The organism is Hymenobacter sp. 5516J-16 (genome assembly GCF_022919335.1).
Lineage (GTDB): Bacteria > Bacteroidota > Bacteroidia > Cytophagales > Hymenobacteraceae > Hymenobacter > Hymenobacter sublimis.
The window spans coordinates 1,382,083-1,400,596 of record NZ_CP095058.1; the positions used below are offsets into that span (position 1 = coordinate 1,382,083).

The window sequence follows — 18,514 nt, forward strand, 5'->3', positions numbered from 1 at the left end:
CTTGGCCGAATGAACTTTCCGGCCCGAGCCTTGTTGAAACGCAATCTGCTACCTTGCGGCCCGGTTGACCGTAAACAGCACACACATTTCATTAAACCCCCTACTGTTATGGGACATAAAGCCATCGAAATTACCGATGCTAACTTCGACCAGATCATCAACTCCGATAAGCCCGTGCTCGTGGATTTCTGGGCCGAGTGGTGCGGCCCCTGCCGCATGGTAGGCCCGGTAGTAGAAGAGCTGGCTGGCGAATACGAAGGCAAAGCCATCATTGGCAAAGTTGACGTAGACTCGAACCCGCAGACTTCGGCCAAGTTTGGCATCCGCAGCATCCCGACGCTGCTCGTGTTCAAGAACGGTCAGATTGTAGACAAGCAAGTAGGTGCCGTGCCCAAGCATGTACTGGCCCAAAAGCTTGACGCTCAGGTAACGGCTTAGTGTAGCCAGCTACCCATCAGAAAGCCCCGCTTCCTAACCAAGGAGCGGGGCTTTCTGATTGAATGGCGGTTATCTACTCCTCATCGGGGCCGAAGCCCGGGCCTCGGAGGGCGGTACCTGGGGTGGGCGCAGTCCGGAGAGCAGCGAGAAATTCGGGGCAAAGTAGATGGGGATGGTAAAGGTCATGGCCGTGGGCAGGTTGTACTCCCGGCCCGGCTCAAAAGCGGGCAGACTAGCCACCACCCGCCGGGCTTCCTGGTCGGCTTCCGGCGCGAGGCCCTGCACCACTCGTACCTGTCCCACGTGGCCATCTTCTCCCACCGTATAGCTTACGTACACGCTCCCCGTAATGCCTTTGCGGCGGCTGTTGCGCGGATAGGTGGTGTTGCGGGCCACAAAGTTGAGCAAGGCTGCCTCTCCACCCGGAAACTGAGGCAGCTCCCGCGTGCGTACCTTGCCCATGTAGGGAGAGCCATCTTTGTTGAAGAAAGCCAAGGCCAAGGGTTTGCCTTGACGGTCGGGCATTTCAATGGCGCTTAGCTCGCCCGTATCGTAATAGTAATGCCACTCGCCCACCGGGCGGCCCAGATTATAGCGCCCTTCCGAGCGTTTTTGGCCGTTGCGGTGCACAGAAATCCAGCGTCCTACCCGTTGTCCGTCGGCGTACTCCCCGCGCTGGCTCACACGGCCGTCATCGTACCAGCCAATGTAGAGGCCATCGGCTTCGTCATTGTTGTAGTGAACTTGGCCGGCCTTGCTGCCGCTGGGGTGGTACCAGGTAAGCAGGCCGTTGCGCACAGGCGGGTCAATGGAAGATAAAGTGCCCCGCAGCAGCAGCGTGCCGGAAAGCGAATACTCCCGCATGGAGTAAGTTCCGAGCAGGTCACTTTTCCGATCCACGATGCGGTAGTGGGTAGCACTGTCGGGAATGGTGGCCTCATCCCGCTTGTTCAAATACACGGCTGGCAGACTCTGCCCACTACTTAGGTGTGCTGCCAATAGGGCAGGCAAGAGAAAAGCGTAACGTATTCTCATGAGCAGCTAGTTAGTAGACCACAGCTTAAGTAACCACAACGGATGGTACGAAATATAACTAACAGTTTATCAGCGCCCAAGACACAATCCAACTAAACCAAAAAAATACTATTCTAGCTTTTTGCGAGCCAATTGCGCCTCGTTACCATGCCCTACCGAACCCCTCAAAAACGCAGCAGCCGCTACCCCAAACTACAAGAGGTAACGGCATTCAAGGCTGGTAAGCTAAGGGAATACGTGAGCTTAATTGGTACGCTCTTCCACTTCCTGAAGTTGGATAGGACGGTTAAAGGCTTCTTCCAAAGAAATTAGGGTTTCCGTGCGTTCAATGCCTTCAATAAGCTGAATCTGCTCGTGGAGTACTTCGCGCAGATGGTTGGTGTCGCGGCAGATTAGTCGGGCGAAAATACCGTAGGCGCCCGTTGTGAAATCAATACTTACTACCTCCGGAATCTGGCGCAGCTGTTCTACTACGCTTTCGTACACCGAGCTTTTCTGCAGGTAAATCCCGAGGAAGGCGCGCACTCCGTAGCCAAGCTTCTGATAGTCAATCTTGAGGGTAGCCCCCTGTACGATGCCCAGCTCCTCCAGCCGGGCCATGCGCACGTGCACGGTACCGCCCGAAACATGCACCTTCCGGGCAATTTCAGTGTACGGCATCTTGGCATCTTCAATCAACAGAGCCAGAATCTTCCGGTCGGTGTCGTCAAGTTCGTAATTGCGGGCCATTTTTTTACTGGTTGATTGTATATATTACAATGAAAGCAGGCGCTTTTTAAAAAGTATGTAAATATTTTTTCAAATGTCTGAAATTATTTTATCACAGCAATCAACCTGCTACATTTGTCATAATCCAACGCGAACGGCAGGGGATTGTTTTACACACTGTAGAATGATGAAACTGGCAGACATGCCCTCCTCTCTCGAGGGTGGAGATTCGGGAAAAACTGGTCCGGCGGCCGGCTAACTACTCCGTGAAGGTTCGACTCCTTCTTCTACAGCACGAATACGTATTGGGTGGACTAAGTGAGGAGGAAAAACGGGACGTATCTGGGTGGGTACGTTCTGAATCGAGAGGCGGCATCTGGGTGGGTGCCGCCTTTTCTTTTGTTGATGGTTCCTACGCAAATTGCAACCAGTGCTACCCGGCGAAATCGGCCGCAAAGTTCGCAGTTTATCATCGGATAAGCACTGGTTATTGTAAAAAAAGCCGCCTTTACCCCTAACTCATCCTAACGCGTTGAAGCGCCCAACAACCTTCCCGCTGGGTGTAACAACTCGGGCTCAGTTCTATCTATTCATTTATCAAGCAGAAAGCCTACCGCTGGTAGTAGTACCGGGGTAGGCTTTCTGCTTTATGAGGGCCCCTGTAGCTAGCGACCGGCTACTGCGGCCTGCTGACGAAATTGGGCTAATCCGGCATCCAAGAACTGAACAAAGGCAGCAACGTCGGGCTCGTAGGCAATGGGGGGCGTTAGGGCGTGCGCCAAGTCAGTTGCCGAGTTGGGGTCGAGAAGCACGTAGTAGGGCTGGGCATTCACGTTGAAGCCCGTAAGCTGCGTATCAGCGTTTTTCTTGCCCAGCGTGGTTTTCTGCTTGCCGTCGTGGGCAGAAACGTACCATTCGTTTTGGGGTAGGCTGGCTTTATCATCCACGTAGAGAGCTACCACCACAAAGTCTTCGCGCAGCCGCTTGAGCACCTGCGGATCTTTCCAGACGGTAGCCTCCATCTTGCGGCAGTTTACGCAGGCGTGGCCCGTGAAATCAATGAAGATGGGCTTGTTCTGGGCGCGGGCGCAGCGCTTGGCTTGCTCCAGGTCGAAGTAGCCGGGCAGGCCGTGGGGTAGCTCCAGAAACTCGGCGTAGCGCGGGGCTTCGCAGAGGCTGTTACCCGTGGCACTAACGGGGGTAGATGCCACTTGCTCCGGGCGGGCCAGGGTAAAGTCGTTGCGGCTTTGGGGCGGCAGGTAACCGGCCAGCAGGGGCAGCGGGGCTCCAAACAGGCCGGGCACTAGGTAGGTCATGAAGCTGAAAGCCAGCACGGCCATCAACAGGCGTCCCACGCTCAGGTGGGTCAGGTCGGAGTCGTGGGAAAGTTTGAAGCGACCCAGCAGGTAGAACCCCAGCAGGCCCGACAAGGCAATCCAGAGCACGAGGTAGATGTCACGCGGAAGCAAGTTCCAGTGGTAAGCCAAGTCAGCCATGCTCAGGAACTTCAGGGCTAGCATCAGCTCCACAAAGCCCAGCACCACCTTCACGGTGTTTAGCCAGCCGCCCGAGCGGGGCAGACCCTTCAGCCAGGCCGGAAAAATGGCGAACAACGTGAAGGGCAGCGCAAACGCCAGCGAAAAGCCCAACATGCCAACCACGGGCGTTACCCGCTCGCCCTGGGCAGCCAAGCTCAGAATGGTTGCCACAATGGGGCCGGTGCAGGAAAAGGATACCACTACCAGGGTGAGGGCCATGAAGAATACGCCACCCCAACCACCTTTGTCGGCCTGAGCATCAATCTTATTGACCATGCCGTGGGGTAGCGTGATTTCAAACAAGCCCAGAAATGACAGCCCAAACACCACGAACACCACAAAGAAAATGAGGTTGGGCAGCCAGTGGGTGCTAATTAAATTCAGGCCATCGGCCCCCAGTAAAATGGTGACTAGCAAACCGACTACCACGTACACGAAGATGATGGACAGGCCATACACCACGGCCTTAAGAATGCCCTGCTGCCGGCTGCCCGAGCCGCTCGTGAAAAAGGACACGGTCATCGGAATCAGGGGAAACACGCAGGGCGTGACAAGGGCCAGTAACCCCGATACGAAGGCCGCCAACGCAAAGCTCCACAACCCTCCACTGGTAGCATCAGTAGCTGCGGCTGCGCTGCTAGCCGCCAGGCTGGTAGGCGGCGTCACTGCCGCCTCAACCGGAGCAACGGCCACGCTTCCGGCGCTGGAGTCGGGGCAGTAACCGTTGCGGACGCGGTGGTTGTCTGCGCGGGGCTGACGGCCGTACCTGCCGTGTCGGGAGTAGTTGTGGTAGCAACAGCGGCGGGGGGAGCAACTACCGCACCCGTCGCGCCCTTGGAAGTAGCCGCGGGAGTTGGGGCGGCCGTACCCGTTACTTCAATGGGCCCGAAGCTCAGGCTTTCCTCGCCCGGGATGCAGCGGCCATCTACGTCGGTGCAGGTTTGAAATTCGGTTTCGGCCTTCACGGTCAGGGCCCCGGGCTGGAGCAGGCGGATGCGCTGCCGAATCTGGCCGGTGCGTTCGAAGTAGGTTACGTCGCCCTTAAATACTTCGTCGAATTTTTTCTTGGTGCCGATGGACTGCGGCTTGCCCACCAACTCATAGGCCGGACTTTTGGCGAAGGTGAAGGTAAACACCGTCGGGCCCAGGTCGGGGTCGAAATTGGTGGCGTATAGATGCCAGGTGTTGTCGATGCGGGCATTCACGATGAGTTCCACCTCCTCACCTACCTTGGCCGTGGGCTTGCTAAGGGCGGTAGAAAGCGTGGTAGGCGTCAGAATTTGGGCGGCGGCCCTGAACGTAGTCAGGAGCAGCAGCACCAGCGGAAGCAGAAGAAATTTACTGCGGGGCATGGGTTCGGGGAAGAAACAGCAAGAGAAAGTCGACAGGAAATACAAAGGTCGGCAGAAACCGCAACAGCCGGATGGCAACAGGAGTTTTATGGCCGCCGCCTATTACTTGCTAGGCCAACCATAACCTTGTGCCCGGCGGCCTCGTCATTCATTCCGAACCGCTTGCGCCGAATGTCGTACTTTTGCCTTACAAAGGAAGGCAGGCCGGTCGAGTCTCGCCTCCAAACCTATGGGCTTAAAAATATTACTGACAATTCTGCTGGTGCTGGTGAATGGCTTTTTTGTAGCCGCTGAATTTGCCTTCGTCAAGGTTCGCCTCTCGCAGATTGAGATAAAGGCACAGAGCGGCAACCGCCTGGCCAAACTCGTGCAGAACATGCTGCACGACCTGAACTACTATTTATCGGCTACCCAGCTGGGCATTACCCTGGCCTCGCTGGCGCTGGGTTGGATTGGGGAAAGTGTGGTAGCGGAAGTAGTAATGGCCATTATTCACCAGTTTGGCATCACTCTCTCCGACGCGACCGTGCACCAGATTGCCTTGTTCACGTCGTTTACCCTGATTACGGTGCTGCACATCGTGCTTGGGGAGCAGGCCCCCAAAGTGCTGGCTATTCAGAAGCCCGAAACGACTAGCATTGCCATTGCGGCGCCCCTTTACGCGTTTGCCTTTGTAACCAAGCCCTTCATCTGGATTCTGGACCGGCTCTCCAACATGGTAGCTGGCTTGTTTGGGGGCAATGCTACCCACGGCTCGGAGGTACACACGTCTGAGGAGCTGCGCCTGCTACTCGACCAGAGCAAGCAGAGCGGTGAAATTCAGGAGTCAGAGCACGAGCTGCTGGAAAACGTTTTCGAGTTCAACGACCGGATGGTGAAGCAAATCATGGTGCCGCGCACCAAGCTCTGCGCCATTGCCGTAGATACGCCCGAGGACGGCGTGCTGGAAATGGTGTACAACGAGGGCTACTCGCGCATTCCGGTGTTCGAAGAGAACATCGACAACATTGTGGGCGTGCTCTACGTGAAGGACTTGCTGCAGATTATTCGTCGGCACGAGCCCATTGAGCTAGCCAAGATTATGCGGCCGGCCTACTTCGTGCCTGAAACCAAGAAAATCAACCGCCTGTTGCGCCAGTTTCAGCGCAAGCACATGCACATGGCCATCGTCTCAGACGAGTTTGGGGGCGTGTCCGGCATCGTGACCATCGAGGACATCATGGAGGAGCTCGTGGGTGAAATCCAGGACGAGTACGACAATGAGGTACCGGTAGTAGAGAAAGTGTCGGAGTCGGAATACCGCGTAAACACTGCCACAGCCATTCCCGACGCCAACGAGTACCTGCCCTACCCCCTGCCCGAGGGCGACGATTACGAAACCGTAGGCGGCCTGCTCAATGTGCTCTACGGTAACATTCCGGAGGTCGGCGACGTGGCCGTGCTCGACAACTACGAATTCCGGGTGCTGAAACGCTCCCGCCGCGCCGTGGAGCTAGTGCAGCTGCGCGTAACGACTCAAGAAGAGCAGGAAGAAGCCGACGAAACGCTGGCCTTGTAAACCTCATAAGTCAAAAACACAATTTGCGAAGCAATCAAAAGCCCCGTCAGACAAGCTGACGGGGCTTTTGATTGCTTTACGTACAGGCAGAACAAATACCTATAGCAGAATACGCAGGAGGGCTAGAGCCGCCCCAATGCCAACAATCAGCCATACTTTTTTAGAGCCGGACTTGTCTTTCCGTACGCTCATCGTTGTCGTTTTGGCATCTTTTTGATTAACCATTTCCGACTTTGGCGTCTGGGCTGGCACAGCAGGTAGCGTAGTTACCAAGGCTGGTTTGCCTGGTTCGTCAGAAATGGCGCTAACTGGAGCCGCGGAAGATGCCCCACCGGCACATAGCAGCCAACCAGCTAATACATAAGAGTAAAAAGTACGCATTCGTAAAATGATAAAGGGTATGAAAACCCTAAACTACAAGCTCCGCTGCACGCCTGCAAATTACTTACTATTGCTCTCCGACTCCGGCTGAAACCAGCTGGCGTACAGCACATAGTTATCGGCGGTGCGGAGCATGTTGGCGCGCTGCTCCTCAGTAACAGGCTTGATTTTACGAGCGGGGATGCCAGCGTACAGATAACCCGGTTCGCACTGGGTATTTTCTAGCACCACGGCGCCGGCCGCAATAATGCAGCCCGCCCCCACTACCGCTTGGTCCATCACAATGGCGCCCATACCGATGAGCACGTCGTCTTCCACGCGGCAGCCGTGCACAACAGCTTTGTGCCCGATGCTTACCCGTGAACCAATGGTGGTAGCCGACTTTTGGTAAGTGCAGTGAATTACGACGCCATCCTGAATATTCGTTTTTTCACCGATGTGGATGCTGTTTACATCTCCGCGCACCACGGCGTTAAACCACACGGTACAGTCGGCTCCCAGCGTAACGTCTCCTACAATAGTAGCATTTTCAGCTACAAAGCAGTTGGCTCCCAACTGCGGGTATTTTCCTTGAACAGGTAGCAGTAACGGCATAAGATGAAGTGCTGATTTGAAGAATTAACAAGTTGACCAGGAGAGAAAGTCGTGGTTAAGTAAGTAGCGCGTGGTGAACAAACCGGCCATTATCGTTCGCTCCGTTCAAGATGATAACGTCTCTATTTTTCAATCCACAATTCCCCAGACTCACTACTTCACCGGGCAAGCATACGCTTCCAGGTGCCTTTTTCCCAGTTATATTTGAGCGTGCTGGGTAGAGCCTGCCAGAAATACTTGCTGGTTTCCACGGCAAAGCTGGGCTGCATGTAACAGTTGATGGTGCAGCCCTCGCACTGCGGCAGCCGGCCTTCCAGAGCAGCTAGCTGCTGCACCGGGGCCGACTGGTACAAGTCATAGAGCTGGCCGTCGATGGGGAATTTCTGCTCACCTAAGTGGTAGCAGGGTAGCACTAGCTCATTGCTGGGCGAAATAACCAGGGTAGTGCTGGCGGCCCGGCAGATGGGCGCCGCTACGTGGTTGCCACCGTCGCGCCGAAGCTGGATAAATGCTTCGTTAAGATACACGCCGGGGCGCTTGCCAAAGGCCGAGAGATAATCCAGCTCCGCGGGCGTCAATTGCTCGCCCGCGTCCACGGTGTTGTACTCAAAAGCCGGATTCAGAATTAGAACTAGCTTGTTGGGCCGGGTAATTTGCTCGTACACTTTTTCCAGGTCGGCCAAATTTTCCCGGAATACCGTGAAGAGAATGTCGGGCCGCTCCCCTAGCTCCTTGGCTACCCGAATGCTTTCCAGCACGAAGTCAAAGCAGGCCACGCCCCGACCTTTATCGTGCACTTCCTTCTCGGAGGCGTCCAGGGAGAAGTGCAGCATGTCGACTTTGCCCCGGAGCTTTTCGGCGTATTTAGGATATAGTAGGCAGTTGGTCGTAAGGGTCGTGATAAATCCCATATCGTGCGCCAGGCCCACAAACTCATGAATCTGGCGATGCAGCAGCGGTTCGCCCCCCGTAAAATCCACTACCGATACCCCTAGCCGCTTCAGGTCGTGTAGGTTGCGCTCCACGTCGGCCAGCTGAATGTAGGGCGAGGGTTTCTCCCAGATGTCGCAGAAAGAACACCGGGCATTACAGCGGTAGGTAACGTAGTAGTTGCAGAGGACCGGATGACGAACAAGGCGCATAGGCAGGTAAAGGTACAGCACGCGGCCCCAAGCCGCTTCTACTAAACCAGACCGCGGAGGAAAAGTAACGGCATGCAACTATTCCGGGGCTGAAGGCTCCTTCCACAACCTCCATTATCCACTAAACGACCTTACTATGCGCCTTGCAGTATACCCTTTTGTTTTGGCTACTACCTTTCTCATGGCCTGCGCCAAAGAAAATGCAGCCCCCAGCACGCTAGTGTTCGGCCATTTTTACGGGGAGTGTTCCGGCGAACGGTGCATCGAAATCTATCAGTTGAATACCCGCGCCCGCACGCTGGCCGAGGATACCCAAGATCAGTACCCCAGCGCCACTACTCCCTACCAAGGTCAGTTTGTAGCGCGCCCCACCACCGACTACGCCCAGGTAAGCGACCTACCCAACCTGATTCCGACGCAACTGCTCGCCGAATCTGGGCATGTGATTGGACAGCCGGACGCCGGCGACTGGGGTGGCTACTACCTCGAACTGAACGACCAGGGCACCCGGCGTTTCTGGCTGATTGACACGCAGAAGCGGAATATACCGGCCTACTTACACCCGCTGGTGGACACCCTTCAGAGCCGAATTGCGCGGCTGCAATAGCAAGTGGTTTCAGTGAGGCAGGCTGCCCCAGGCTGGGTCCCAGTGGGTGGGGGTAGCGGCCAGGGCCTCCGCGGTAGCCGGGCCATAATGCTCCCGATAGTAGTTGCAGAAACCCTTCAGCGGACAGCGGGCACAATCTGGCTTGGTGAAAAAGCAGATTTTCTGGCCGTGCCAATAGTTGTGCTTGTGAAAGTTGAGCAGTAGCAGCGAGTCCTTCGGCAGTTGCTCCAGCAATACTTGGTGGGCTTTCTCCACGGAGGCTTTCGGCCCAATCATGCCTACCCGCTGGGCTACTCGGTGTACGTGCGTATCCACGGGCAACACTGGCTTGCGGAAGTTGAAGAGTAACACTAGCGAGGCCGTTTTCAGCCCGATGCCGGGCATGTCGTTTAGCCATTGCATGCCTTTTTCCGTTGGCCACTCCTCCAGAAAGTCCAGGTTGTACTCGCCTCGTTCGGCCTTAATGCGGCGCAGGATTTCCTGAATGCGTGGGGCTTGGGTATCGGGCCAGCGGGTAGTCCGGATGGCGTGGGCCAGCTCCGCGGTAGGCGCCGCCACTACCCCTTCCCAGTCGCCGAAAGCTTCCAGCATCCGGTCGTAGGCCAGCTCTTCGTCGGCGTGGGTAGTGCGGTGCGACAATACGGTAGATATCAACTCCCGCATAGGCGAGCGGCGCGTAGTACCCTGGGTGAGTGGAGGGTAGAACTGATCTAGAATCCGATGATTCTCGTTGGTTTTTTCGGGGGCGGCAGAGTCGTAAGTTATGGGCATAACCGTTGTACCGCCGAGTCCGGTACGGGGTTGCGCCAAGGCTGGCGTTATGACTCAGCCAGGGAGCAGTCTTTATAGCTCACCTCATTCAGGGCCGTTCACAAAAAAGCGGAGGCTCCCAATTTGGAAGCCTCCGCTTTTACGTAGCTGTGGTAGCTATTATATAGTGCCTTTTTCAGCAGCTTTCTTCAGCTTCTCGTTGGCGAAGATGGCCACCTCTACGCGGCGGTTGGCCTGACGACCAGCTTCCGTGGAGTTGTCGGCAATGGGCTGCTTCGAGCCGTAGCCCGACACCGTGAAGCGCGAAGCGTCTACGCCTTGCTGCTGGGTGTAGTTAGCCACGGCCTGGGCCCGGCGCTGCGACAAGGGGTCGTTGATGGCATCCGAACCGGTGTTGTCGGTGTGGCCTTCCACGATGACGTTAGTGTCGCCATACTTAACCAGGGTTCTTGCCAGGTCCTTGATGTTTTCCTGGGCAGCCGAGGTCAGTGCGGAAGAGTTCTTAGCGAACAGCAGGCCCGAGTCGAAGGTGATTTTGATGCCTTCGCCTACGCGCTCTACTTTGGCGCCGGCCATTTCTTTTTGCAGTTCAGCAGCCTGCTTGTCCATGCGACGACCAATCAGGGCACCTGCACCACCGCCCACGGCCGCGCCAATGATGGCGCCCTTGGCCGTACCCGACTTACCGCCAATCACGCGGCCCAGAACAGCGCCGCCGGCAGCACCGCCCAAACCACCAATAACGGCACCTTTAGCGGTTTTGCTCCACGGCTTTTTAGCAGTCGTTGTGGTTTGTGCTTCAGCGTAGCTGCTGCCTAGCAGCAAAACCGCTAGCAGCAAGGCGAACAAGGAACGAAGATTCTTCATGAGTTCAGAAGTAAAAGGGTGTTGGTTTGAAGTAAGAGAACAATCTAGCGGCAAAGGTATTCGGTACAACTTTCTTTCGGCTACCTCCTCTGTGAATACCTAGTTTGCAACCACCTTGCCAAAAACGTGTAGACCCGGATAAAATTATGCAAAAACCTGTGCAGCTCGCTATACTACCCGATTTGCTTCTGCCACGTCTGCTGCTAAACTCCTTCTGAATCACTGAATTTTGCCGGTTGCTTTTCGGGTCACACCCCGTAAAAGTCCTTTTACTACCCTTCCTTCTATTTCCCAGTTAGGGTAGAAAGTTCTAAAAACAACTAACAAAAAAAGCCGCCCCAGTGGGAGCGGCTTTTTGCTGTGCAAAGCGGAAGAAGCTTACAGCGTGCCGTTTTCGGCAGCCTTCTTCATCTTTTCGTTGGCGTAGATGGCAATTTCAACGCGGCGGTTGGCCTGCTTGCCCTCAGCCGTGGTGTTATCGGCAATGGGCTGGCTAGAACCGTAGCCCTTGCTCGTGATGCGAGCAGCATCAACGCCTTGCTGCTGAGTGTAGTTGGCGACGGCCTGGGCCCGGCGCTCCGACAGGGGCTGGTTGATGGCATCCGAACCGGTGTTGTCGGTGTGGCCTTCTACTAGTACGTTGGTATCAGGGTATTTCTTCAGGACTTCGGCCATTTTCTGGATTTCCGTCATGGAAGCCGCACGCAGGTCGCTCTTGTTGGTATCGAACAGGATGCCCGAGTCGAAGGTAATTTTGATGCCTTCGCCTACGCGCTCCACTTTAGCGTTCTGCATATCACGCTGCAGTTCTTCGGCCTGCTTGTCCATGCGACGGCCGATCAGGGCGCCACCAGTGCCGCCCACGGCAGCCCCGATAATAGCGCCGGCCGCCGTACCCGACTTACCACCGATTACGCGGCCCAACACAGCTCCGGCTACTGCGCCAGCACCAGCGCCAATAGCACCGCCTTTCACGGTACGGCTAGTACCGGTTTTGCGCGGACCCGTGCCGTTGGTGTCTGCTTCCGGAATGTTAGGGTTGCGGGTGTTGGTGCTAGCACAGGAGCTTACGAAGAGCACCAGAGCCATCAATAGGGTCAACAGTGAAGTGCGAGAAGTCATATTCTTGGAACTTGAGTGAAGGGAAAGAGGCGGGTGAGTTGTTTGGGCCTTCTTACTACGGTTAAGGAAAAAATGTTCGGCAACTATAACGTAGCTTCTATGCTACTAGCAGCCAGGCAAAGCTTGATAAGCCGCAGCAAAAAGCCCGCTGAATGCACCACTTGTGCGTTCAACGGGCTTTTTCCAAAAAGCTTGCCGAAAATTATTCCGGCGGCGGGCCGCTACTTATCGAACTAGTACAGCCTTCTCAGCAGCAGGCACTTCCACAGGCTTAAGCATGGTCAGCAAATCGGTAAGCTTTTGTTTGAGCTCCTTGCGGTCCACAATAAAGTCGAGGAAGCCGTGCTCCAACACAAACTCAGCGCTCTGGAATCCTTTGGGCAGGTCTTTGCCAATGGTTTCCTTGATAACACGGGGGCCAGCAAAGCCAATCAGGGCGCCGGGCTCGGCAATGTTAAAGTCGCCGAGCATGGCGAACGAGGCCGTAACGCCGCCCGTGGTCGGGTCAGTCAGCAGGGAGATGTAGGGAATACCGGCCTCGGAGAGCAGGGCCAGTTTAGCCGAGGTTTTGGCCATCTGCATCAGGGAGTAGCCAGCCTCCATCATACGGGCGCCACCGGAGCGGGAAATCATCAGGAAAGGCAGGCGGTTCTGGCGGGCGTAGTCAATGGCGCGGGCAATTTTTTCGCCTACCACCGAGCCCATGGAACCCCCAATAAACTTGAAATCCATGGCGGCTACTACCAGGCCTAGGCCGTTGAGCTGGCCGTGGGCCGCGCGCACGGCGTCCTTGAGGCCGGTGTTTTTCTCGGTAGCAGCTACGCGCTGGGGGTAGGCTTTCGTGTCCACGAAATTGAGCGGGTCGGCGGAACGCAGTTCGGCGTCCAGCTCCTGATACTCGTGGTTGTCGAAGAGGAAATCAAAGTACTCGGCCGCGTCAATCCGGTCGTGGTGATGGCAACTGCCGCAAGTAGAAAGCAGGCGCTTGTGCTCGGCCATGGTAGCCACGGTTTTGCACTCCGGACACTTATACCACAGGCCGTCGGGCGTCTCCTTCTTCTGTTCCGTGGGCGTGACGATGCCTTTTTCTTTGCGCTTAAACCAGGAAGACATAGGGGTTGGGATGCTTGGAATCGGTGAGAGAGGGGAAGGCCGGGGAGGGCAGCTACTACCGGGCTGAGGTTGCTTCCACGGTGCAAGTTAAGCCAGATGGTGAAATAGTGAATTTGTGAAGTGGCGAAATTGTGAAGTGAGGAGTGAGTGAAGCAGCAGACACTCAGTCACCATTTTACTTCTTACGCCAGCGTGATGCTGTCGTCAAGGTACACATCCTGAATAGCGTGGAGCAGGGCCACACCTTCGGCGAAGGGACGCTGGAAGGCTTTGCGGCCCGAAATCAGCCCTTGGCCACCGGCGCGCTTGTTGATGATGGCCGTTTTGATGGCTGCATCCCGGTCGCCGTTGCCCAGGCTTTCGCCCCCGGAGTTGATAAGGCCAATGCGGCCCATATAGCAGTTGGCTACCTGGTAGCGGGTCAGGTCGATGGGGTGGTCGGAGGCCAGCTGGCTGTACATGGCCGGGTGGGTTTTGCCAAAGCCTAGGGTGCTGAAGCCACCGTTGTTTTCCGGTAGCTTCTGCTTGATGATGTCGGCCCCGATGGTAACGCCCAAGTGGTTGGCTTGGCCAGTAAGATCAGCGGCCACATGGAAATCTTTGTCCTTGGTTTTGAAGGCGTTATTACGGGTGTAGCACCAGAGCACCGTGGCCATGCCCAGCTCGTGGGCCCGCTCAAATGCCGCCGCTACTTCCTGAATCTGCCGGTTCGATTCTTCAGAGCCAAAGTACACGGTAGCGCCCACGGCCGTTGCGCCCAAATTCCAGGCTTCCTCCACCGAGCCAAACAGAATTTGGTCGTAAGTATTGGGATAGGTTAGCAGCTCGTTGTGGTTGATTTTCACCAGAAACGGAATCTTGTGGGCATAGCGGCGCGCTACCGTTCCGAAGGTGCCGAACGTAGTGGCCACAGCGTTACAGTCGCCTTCCAGAGCCAGCCGAATGATATTCTCGGGGTCGAAGTACATGGGGTTCGGTCCGAAGGAGGCGCCGGCGGTGTGCTCAATGCCTTGGTCGACGGGCAGAATGCTGAGGTAGCCGGTACCCGCCAAACGGCCGTGATTGTAGAGCTGACCCAAGCTGCGCAATACCTGGGGGCTGCGGCTAGATGGCACGAAGTAGTCATCCAGAAAATCGGGGCCGGGGCGGTGCAGCTGCTCTTTGGGTATGGTGTGGCACTGGTGTTCCAGTAGAGCTAGGGTTTCCGGGGCGAGGTCATCGAGGATAGAGGCCATACACAGAACGGGTTAGTTGCGAAAGGGCTGAGGGGGACATACGGTAAATATAGCCAAGAGGCCACGCCGGCGGCCCCTAGTTTGGTAGAACTTCCGGCCCCGGGCCCGTACCTTGCCACCGGAATGCCTGGCCCCCGGCTCGCTTCCTTACCCTTGGCTCTACTTTGTTCTTTGTTCGTGAAAAGCTTTTCTACCCTCACGGTGGCCGCCCTGCTCGCCGCCGCTACCCTGCCCGGCTGCGTAGCCTCCAAGAAATACGACGATTTGAAAGCCCGCCAGACGGCCACTGAGCAGGCCAAAACCGACCTGGAGCGCCAGCAGCGCCAAGCCGTGACGGAGCTAAAAAAGGCTTCCGATGAACTGGTCCAACTGCGCCTCGACACCCGCCGCCTCGTGGACGACTCCACTGAAACCGGCCGTAACCTGCGCCGCATGCAGCAGCTCAACACCCAGCTCACCGACTCCTACGACAAGCTGCTCAAGAACTCCGACCGCGCCATGGCCGATAAGTCGGCCGACTACAACAAAGTAGCCAAGGACCTGGCCCGCCGCGAGGCCGAGCTGGGCGAGCTGGACACCAACCTGAAGAAAAGCCGCGCCGACATCGACAAGCTCAACGCCGACCTGAAAGTGCGCGAAGCCCGACTAGCGGAGCTGCAAAAAGCCCTGGCTGAAAAAGACAAAGCCGTGGACGACCTCAAAGCCAGCGTAACGAACGCCCTGCGCGGCTTCCAAGGCACTGATTTGCAGGTGAAAATGAAGGATGGCAAAGTGTACGTGTCCCTCTCCGAGCAGCTGCTGTTCAAGTCCGGCTCCACGAAAGTGGACCCCAAAGGCCAGGAGGCCCTGAAGCAATTGGCTACCGTACTTCAAAACCAGCCCGACGTGAACGTGGTCGTAGAAGGCCACACCGATAACGTAGCCTTTAGCCGCCCCACCGCCGCCATGCAGGACAACTGGGATTTGAGCGTGCTGCGCGCCACCGAAATTGCTCGCTTACTTACCACGGGCGGGGTAGCGCCGGCCCGCGTCACGGCCTCGGGCCGCTCCCAATACGTGCCCGTGGCCCAGAACGACTCGCCCCAGAACAAGGCCCTGAACCGCCGCACTGAAATCATCCTGACGCCCAAGCTCAACGAACTGCTCAAGATTCTGGACAGCAATTCTACGGCAAGTGGGAAGTAAGACGGCGCTTAACTATCTTGGAAACAAGATGTAGCGGCTTAATAGCCGCTACATCTACTTATATCGGGCCGTAATGCTTAGCTCCGACTACTACAACATACTCCTTTCATTCTTAACCTATTTACCATGCCCACTTCTTCGGTGTTCCGCCTGCTGATGGCACTTGGGGCCCTTTTATTAATTACTACTCCGTTATTCGCCACTCATAATCGGGGTGGTGAATTTTTTTTATGAGCCTGTGAGTGGTTCTCCCGACCGATACCACATCACGGTAAAACTTTATGAAGGCGTTGGACCAGCGGGAACTAGCCACATTACACTAGTGTGTGGCCGCGGCGGCTGCTCAGATTTGCTACCGGGTAGCTTTATTGTTCCATTAACAGCAACTCGGAAGTTCACGTTAAACACTATTAGTTGCACCAGCCCCAGCGCCATACGGGCAGTTGTCTTTGAAACAGAAGTGCAGCTACCACCAGCGCGGTGGGTTTTGAACGTAAGTCAAGTAAATCGAACCGGTGGTATAATGAATATTACTAACCCAATTGATCAGGGCGTGTATATCGAAGCGCTACTGGACAATTCGACGGGGCTGATTAACACTTCTCCTAAGTTTATTAATACTGATTTTCCTACCCTACAAGGAAACCAAATGCAGCGCTACAGCTTTAGCTCTTTCGAGCCTGATGGCGATTCATTGGTGCATAAGCTAGTCACCCCTATGGATGGAGGAGGGTACCGCGCTGCTTTACCAGCTCTCCCCTGCGCTCAGCCAGTTGCGGGGTTTATGCCTTCTCCGTTCCAGCTCAACACCGCTACCGGCGAAGCTACTACCTCTCCTTTCTCACTGATAGTGGGCTCCTACGTTATAGCTGTAAAAGTGGAAGAGTATCGGCGTATCAACTCTACCTGGACGCTCATTGGGAGTATTACCCGCGACATTACGTACCTGGCAAATCCTGGTGGTAATACCAATCCTACTTTCACCTCTCTTCAGGTCGGAGCGGCTACCCAGCCGTTCGAAAAAGCCATCCGGGCAAATCCAGGGCAGACCATTTCTGTTACCCTGGATGCCAGTGACGCTGATGCTGGCCAGATGCTGAGTTTTAGCACCGCCGCTGCTACCGTTGTGCCTGGCGTTTCACTTCAAACTGTGTCGGCTACCCAATCCCGCCTAACGTGGCAGGTTCCGGCCAACCTGCCGCTGGGCCGCTATTATCTGCCTGTTGCCGTAACTGATAATGGATGCCCCCTCTTAGGCTCCGACAGCCGGACACTTACTTTCTTGGTTACCAGCCAAGTTTTATCTACCAAATTTGGTAAGCAACCTTTGTCGATTTTTGCCACCCCTACCCCATTCCGCGAGCAGGTGCAGTTCCAACTCGGCCAAGCCGGAACTCAAACGGTAAGCGTCCTGGATGGGCTGGGTCGCACGGTGGCTCAGCTGACTAGTAAGCCGGATGGCAGTGTGGTGTGGCAGCCAGCCGCCAGCCTTGCTCCCGGCATCTATGTAGCCCGCACTGCTGATGGGCGGCAGGTGCGGCTCCTGCGTGAGTAGTGTTTGCTGGTTATCACGATACCAAACGGCCGGCTCTCCTAGAGGGAGCCGGCCGTTTTTCTTCCGCACACTACAGCTGTTTAATTGGAAGTAGGCAGGTTCACGATAACGCGGGCGAAGTAGAAGCCGCCGTTGTAGCCGAATTGGTTGGGGTTGTAGATGGTGCGGCCCCGGTTGGTATTGTCGCGAGAGGAGTTATAGGCTAAAGCGCCTACGGCCACGTTTTGCTCGTTGTTCAACACGTTCACGCGGTACTTATCCGGGTAGACATCGAAGAGGTTGCTGGCCCCTACCGTCAGGCCGATCTGGCGGGTCACTTGGGCGCTCAGCGTCAGGTCGGTTACCCATTTGGCCGAGAACGTCTGGTCGATGCTGGAGAACAGGAAGCCGTTGTTAGCACCGGGGTTATCCAGACGAGCATCCTTGTATTGCACCGCCCCGAAGCGCACGGTGCGGGCTTCCACGCTGAAAATACCCAGGGTATAGCCGGCCGTGAGGTTGATTTTGCTGCGGGGCTGGGCGTTTTCGAGGCGGCCACGCTGCTGGCGGTCGAATAAGGTGTTTTGCAGGCCGGTTTGGTCGGCATCAATGGTTGGGGAACTGTTGACTTTACGCACCTCGGTTTCATTGAAGTTGGCCGCCACCGTCAGGGTTAGGCGGCCGGGACCCAGGTCGAGGCGCTGGTTGGCTACCACATCAATGCCCGGGTACGGGTGTTCACGGCGTTGGCAAAGAACTGCACCTGGCTTACCGGCAGCGTTCCGAGAATGGCGGCCACCGTGGGGTTAGCGCGGCTAAACTGCGAGGACAGCACAATGCGGTCCTGAATGTCAATCTGGTAGGCATCCAGCGTGATAGTACCGGTTTTGAGGATGCGCGCCGTCAGGCCCAGGCTGTAGTTCTTCGACTTTTCCTGCTTCAGCGAGCCAATACCGAAGCCCTGCTGCCCCACGCCGCCAGCCGTAAAGCCGTTGCGCACAATAGGATTGTCGTTATTAACGGTCAGCACCTGGTTGGGAGCACCCTGCACGAATTGGGTGCTAGTGTTGGTAAAATAGCGCTGTTGCAACGACGGGGCCCGGAAGCCGTTGCTGATTGCTCCGCGCACGGCCACATCGGGCAGCAGGCTGTAGCGGGCAGCCAGCTTACCGCTCACGTTGTTGCCAAAATCGGAGTACCGCTCGGCCCTACCCGCCACGCTTACCAGCAACTTTTCCGTAATGTCACTCTCCAGATCCACGTAGCCGGCCGTATTCGTGCGGGAGCGGTTCAGGGCATCAGAGGGCTGGTAGCCAGGAAACACCTGGGCCCCG

The 18,514-nt window shown here is 56.2% G+C and carries 19 protein-coding genes; 5 read left to right on the forward strand and 14 right to left on the reverse strand.

The genetic code is table 11. The features are described from left to right. Positions 1-108 precede the first annotated feature (108 nt). Positions 109-438 carry a thioredoxin gene (gene trxA / locus MUN84_RS06745; RefSeq protein ID WP_135397675.1) on the forward strand — a complete coding sequence of 110 codons (330 nt, stop codon included), beginning with the start codon at positions 109-111 and terminating at the stop codon, positions 436-438. A 69-nt stretch (positions 439-507) separates the two neighbouring features. Here trxA and MUN84_RS06750 read toward each other — a convergent pair whose 3' ends face one another. From MUN84_RS06750 to MUN84_RS23655, 4 genes are all read right to left on the reverse strand, one after another. Continuing rightward, the gene (locus tag MUN84_RS06750; protein WP_244697186.1) at positions 508-1,392 is read right to left on the reverse strand and encodes an energy transducer TonB; all 885 of its coding nucleotides are present in this window, start codon (positions 1,390-1,392) and stop codon (positions 508-510) included. A gap of 324 nt (positions 1,393-1,716) precedes the next feature. Continuing rightward, positions 1,717-2,202 (reverse strand): AsnC family transcriptional regulator, encoded by a 486-nt coding sequence (locus MUN84_RS06755; RefSeq protein ID WP_244697187.1) that lies wholly within the window; start codon positions 2,200-2,202, stop codon positions 1,717-1,719. 644 nt (positions 2,203-2,846) lie between these two features. Beyond that, positions 2,847-4,412, reverse strand: coding sequence for a protein-disulfide reductase DsbD family protein (locus MUN84_RS06760; RefSeq protein WP_317239139.1), 1,566 nt, complete (start codon positions 4,410-4,412; stop codon positions 2,847-2,849). Then, positions 4,382-5,071: a protein-disulfide reductase DsbD domain-containing protein gene (locus MUN84_RS23655; protein ID WP_317239140.1), complete on the reverse strand. Its 690-nt coding sequence runs from the start codon at positions 5,069-5,071 to the stop codon at positions 4,382-4,384. The genes MUN84_RS06760 and MUN84_RS23655 overlap by 31 nt, the downstream gene beginning before the upstream one ends. 229 nt (positions 5,072-5,300) lie before the next feature. Here MUN84_RS23655 and MUN84_RS06765 point away from each other — a divergent pair, with 229 nt between their 5' ends. After that, positions 5,301-6,629: a hemolysin family protein gene (locus tag MUN84_RS06765; protein WP_244697188.1), complete on the forward strand. Its 1,329-nt coding sequence runs from the start codon at positions 5,301-5,303 to the stop codon at positions 6,627-6,629. A gap of 99 nt (positions 6,630-6,728) precedes the next feature. Here MUN84_RS06765 and MUN84_RS06770 read toward each other — a convergent pair whose 3' ends face one another. From MUN84_RS06770 to MUN84_RS06780, 3 genes are all read right to left on the reverse strand, one after another. Continuing rightward, positions 6,729-7,010: a hypothetical protein gene (locus tag MUN84_RS06770; protein WP_244697189.1), complete on the reverse strand. Its 282-nt coding sequence runs from the start codon at positions 7,008-7,010 to the stop codon at positions 6,729-6,731. A gap of 60 nt (positions 7,011-7,070) precedes the next feature. Then, positions 7,071-7,604: a gamma carbonic anhydrase family protein gene (locus MUN84_RS06775; RefSeq protein ID WP_244697190.1), complete on the reverse strand. Its 534-nt coding sequence runs from the start codon at positions 7,602-7,604 to the stop codon at positions 7,071-7,073. Between the two features lie 158 nt (positions 7,605-7,762). Continuing rightward, entirely contained in the window at positions 7,763-8,746 is a 984-nt protein-coding gene (locus MUN84_RS06780; RefSeq protein ID WP_244697191.1) for a radical SAM protein, read from the reverse strand. 136 nt (positions 8,747-8,882) lie between these two features. On the opposite strand from MUN84_RS06780, the gene MUN84_RS06785 reads away from it, so the two are divergent. Beyond that, positions 8,883-9,353: a hypothetical protein gene (locus MUN84_RS06785; RefSeq protein WP_244697192.1), complete on the forward strand. Its 471-nt coding sequence runs from the start codon at positions 8,883-8,885 to the stop codon at positions 9,351-9,353. A 9-nt stretch (positions 9,354-9,362) separates the two neighbouring features. Here MUN84_RS06785 and MUN84_RS06790 read toward each other — a convergent pair whose 3' ends face one another. The 5 genes from MUN84_RS06790 to MUN84_RS06810 all read right to left on the reverse strand — a co-directional run bounded on the left by MUN84_RS06790 (position 9,363) and on the right by MUN84_RS06810 (position 14,461). Then, a complete protein-coding gene (locus tag MUN84_RS06790; RefSeq protein WP_244697193.1) occupies positions 9,363-10,124 on the reverse strand; it encodes an endonuclease III domain-containing protein in 762 nt (253 codons plus the stop codon). 159 nt (positions 10,125-10,283) lie between these two features. Continuing rightward, positions 10,284-10,991, reverse strand: coding sequence for an OmpA family protein (locus MUN84_RS06795; protein WP_244697194.1), 708 nt, complete (start codon positions 10,989-10,991; stop codon positions 10,284-10,286). Positions 10,992-11,369: 378 nt separating this feature from the next. Further along, on the reverse strand, positions 11,370-12,113 hold the full coding sequence (locus MUN84_RS06800; protein WP_244697195.1) for an OmpA family protein: 744 nt from the start codon (positions 12,111-12,113) through the stop codon (positions 11,370-11,372). Between the two features lie 225 nt (positions 12,114-12,338). Then, positions 12,339-13,226, reverse strand: a complete 888-nt coding sequence (gene accD, locus MUN84_RS06805) for an acetyl-CoA carboxylase, carboxyltransferase subunit beta (protein WP_244697196.1) — start codon at positions 13,224-13,226, stop codon at positions 12,339-12,341. Between the two features lie 182 nt (positions 13,227-13,408). Further along, a complete protein-coding gene (locus MUN84_RS06810) occupies positions 13,409-14,461 on the reverse strand; it encodes a class I fructose-bisphosphate aldolase (protein WP_244697197.1) in 1,053 nt (350 codons plus the stop codon). Positions 14,462-14,638: 177 nt separating this feature from the next. On the opposite strand from MUN84_RS06810, the gene MUN84_RS06815 reads away from it, so the two are divergent. Next, positions 14,639-15,646, forward strand: coding sequence for a flagellar motor protein MotB (locus MUN84_RS06815; RefSeq protein WP_244697198.1), 1,008 nt, complete (start codon positions 14,639-14,641; stop codon positions 15,644-15,646). A gap of 784 nt (positions 15,647-16,430) precedes the next feature. Next, positions 16,431-17,201: a hypothetical protein gene (locus tag MUN84_RS06820; RefSeq protein WP_244697199.1), complete on the forward strand. Its 771-nt coding sequence runs from the start codon at positions 16,431-16,433 to the stop codon at positions 17,199-17,201. An 80-nt stretch (positions 17,202-17,281) separates the two neighbouring features. Here MUN84_RS06820 and MUN84_RS06825 read toward each other — a convergent pair whose 3' ends face one another. Both MUN84_RS06825 and MUN84_RS06830 read right to left on the reverse strand, forming a co-directional pair. Next, a complete protein-coding gene (locus MUN84_RS06825; protein WP_244697200.1) occupies positions 17,282-17,896 on the reverse strand; it encodes a hypothetical protein in 615 nt (204 codons plus the stop codon). After that, positions 17,890-18,504 (reverse strand): TonB-dependent receptor plug domain-containing protein, encoded by a 615-nt coding sequence (locus MUN84_RS06830; RefSeq protein WP_244697201.1) that lies wholly within the window; start codon positions 18,502-18,504, stop codon positions 17,890-17,892. The genes MUN84_RS06825 and MUN84_RS06830 overlap by 7 nt, the downstream gene beginning before the upstream one ends. Between the last annotated feature and the right edge of the window lie 10 nt (positions 18,505-18,514).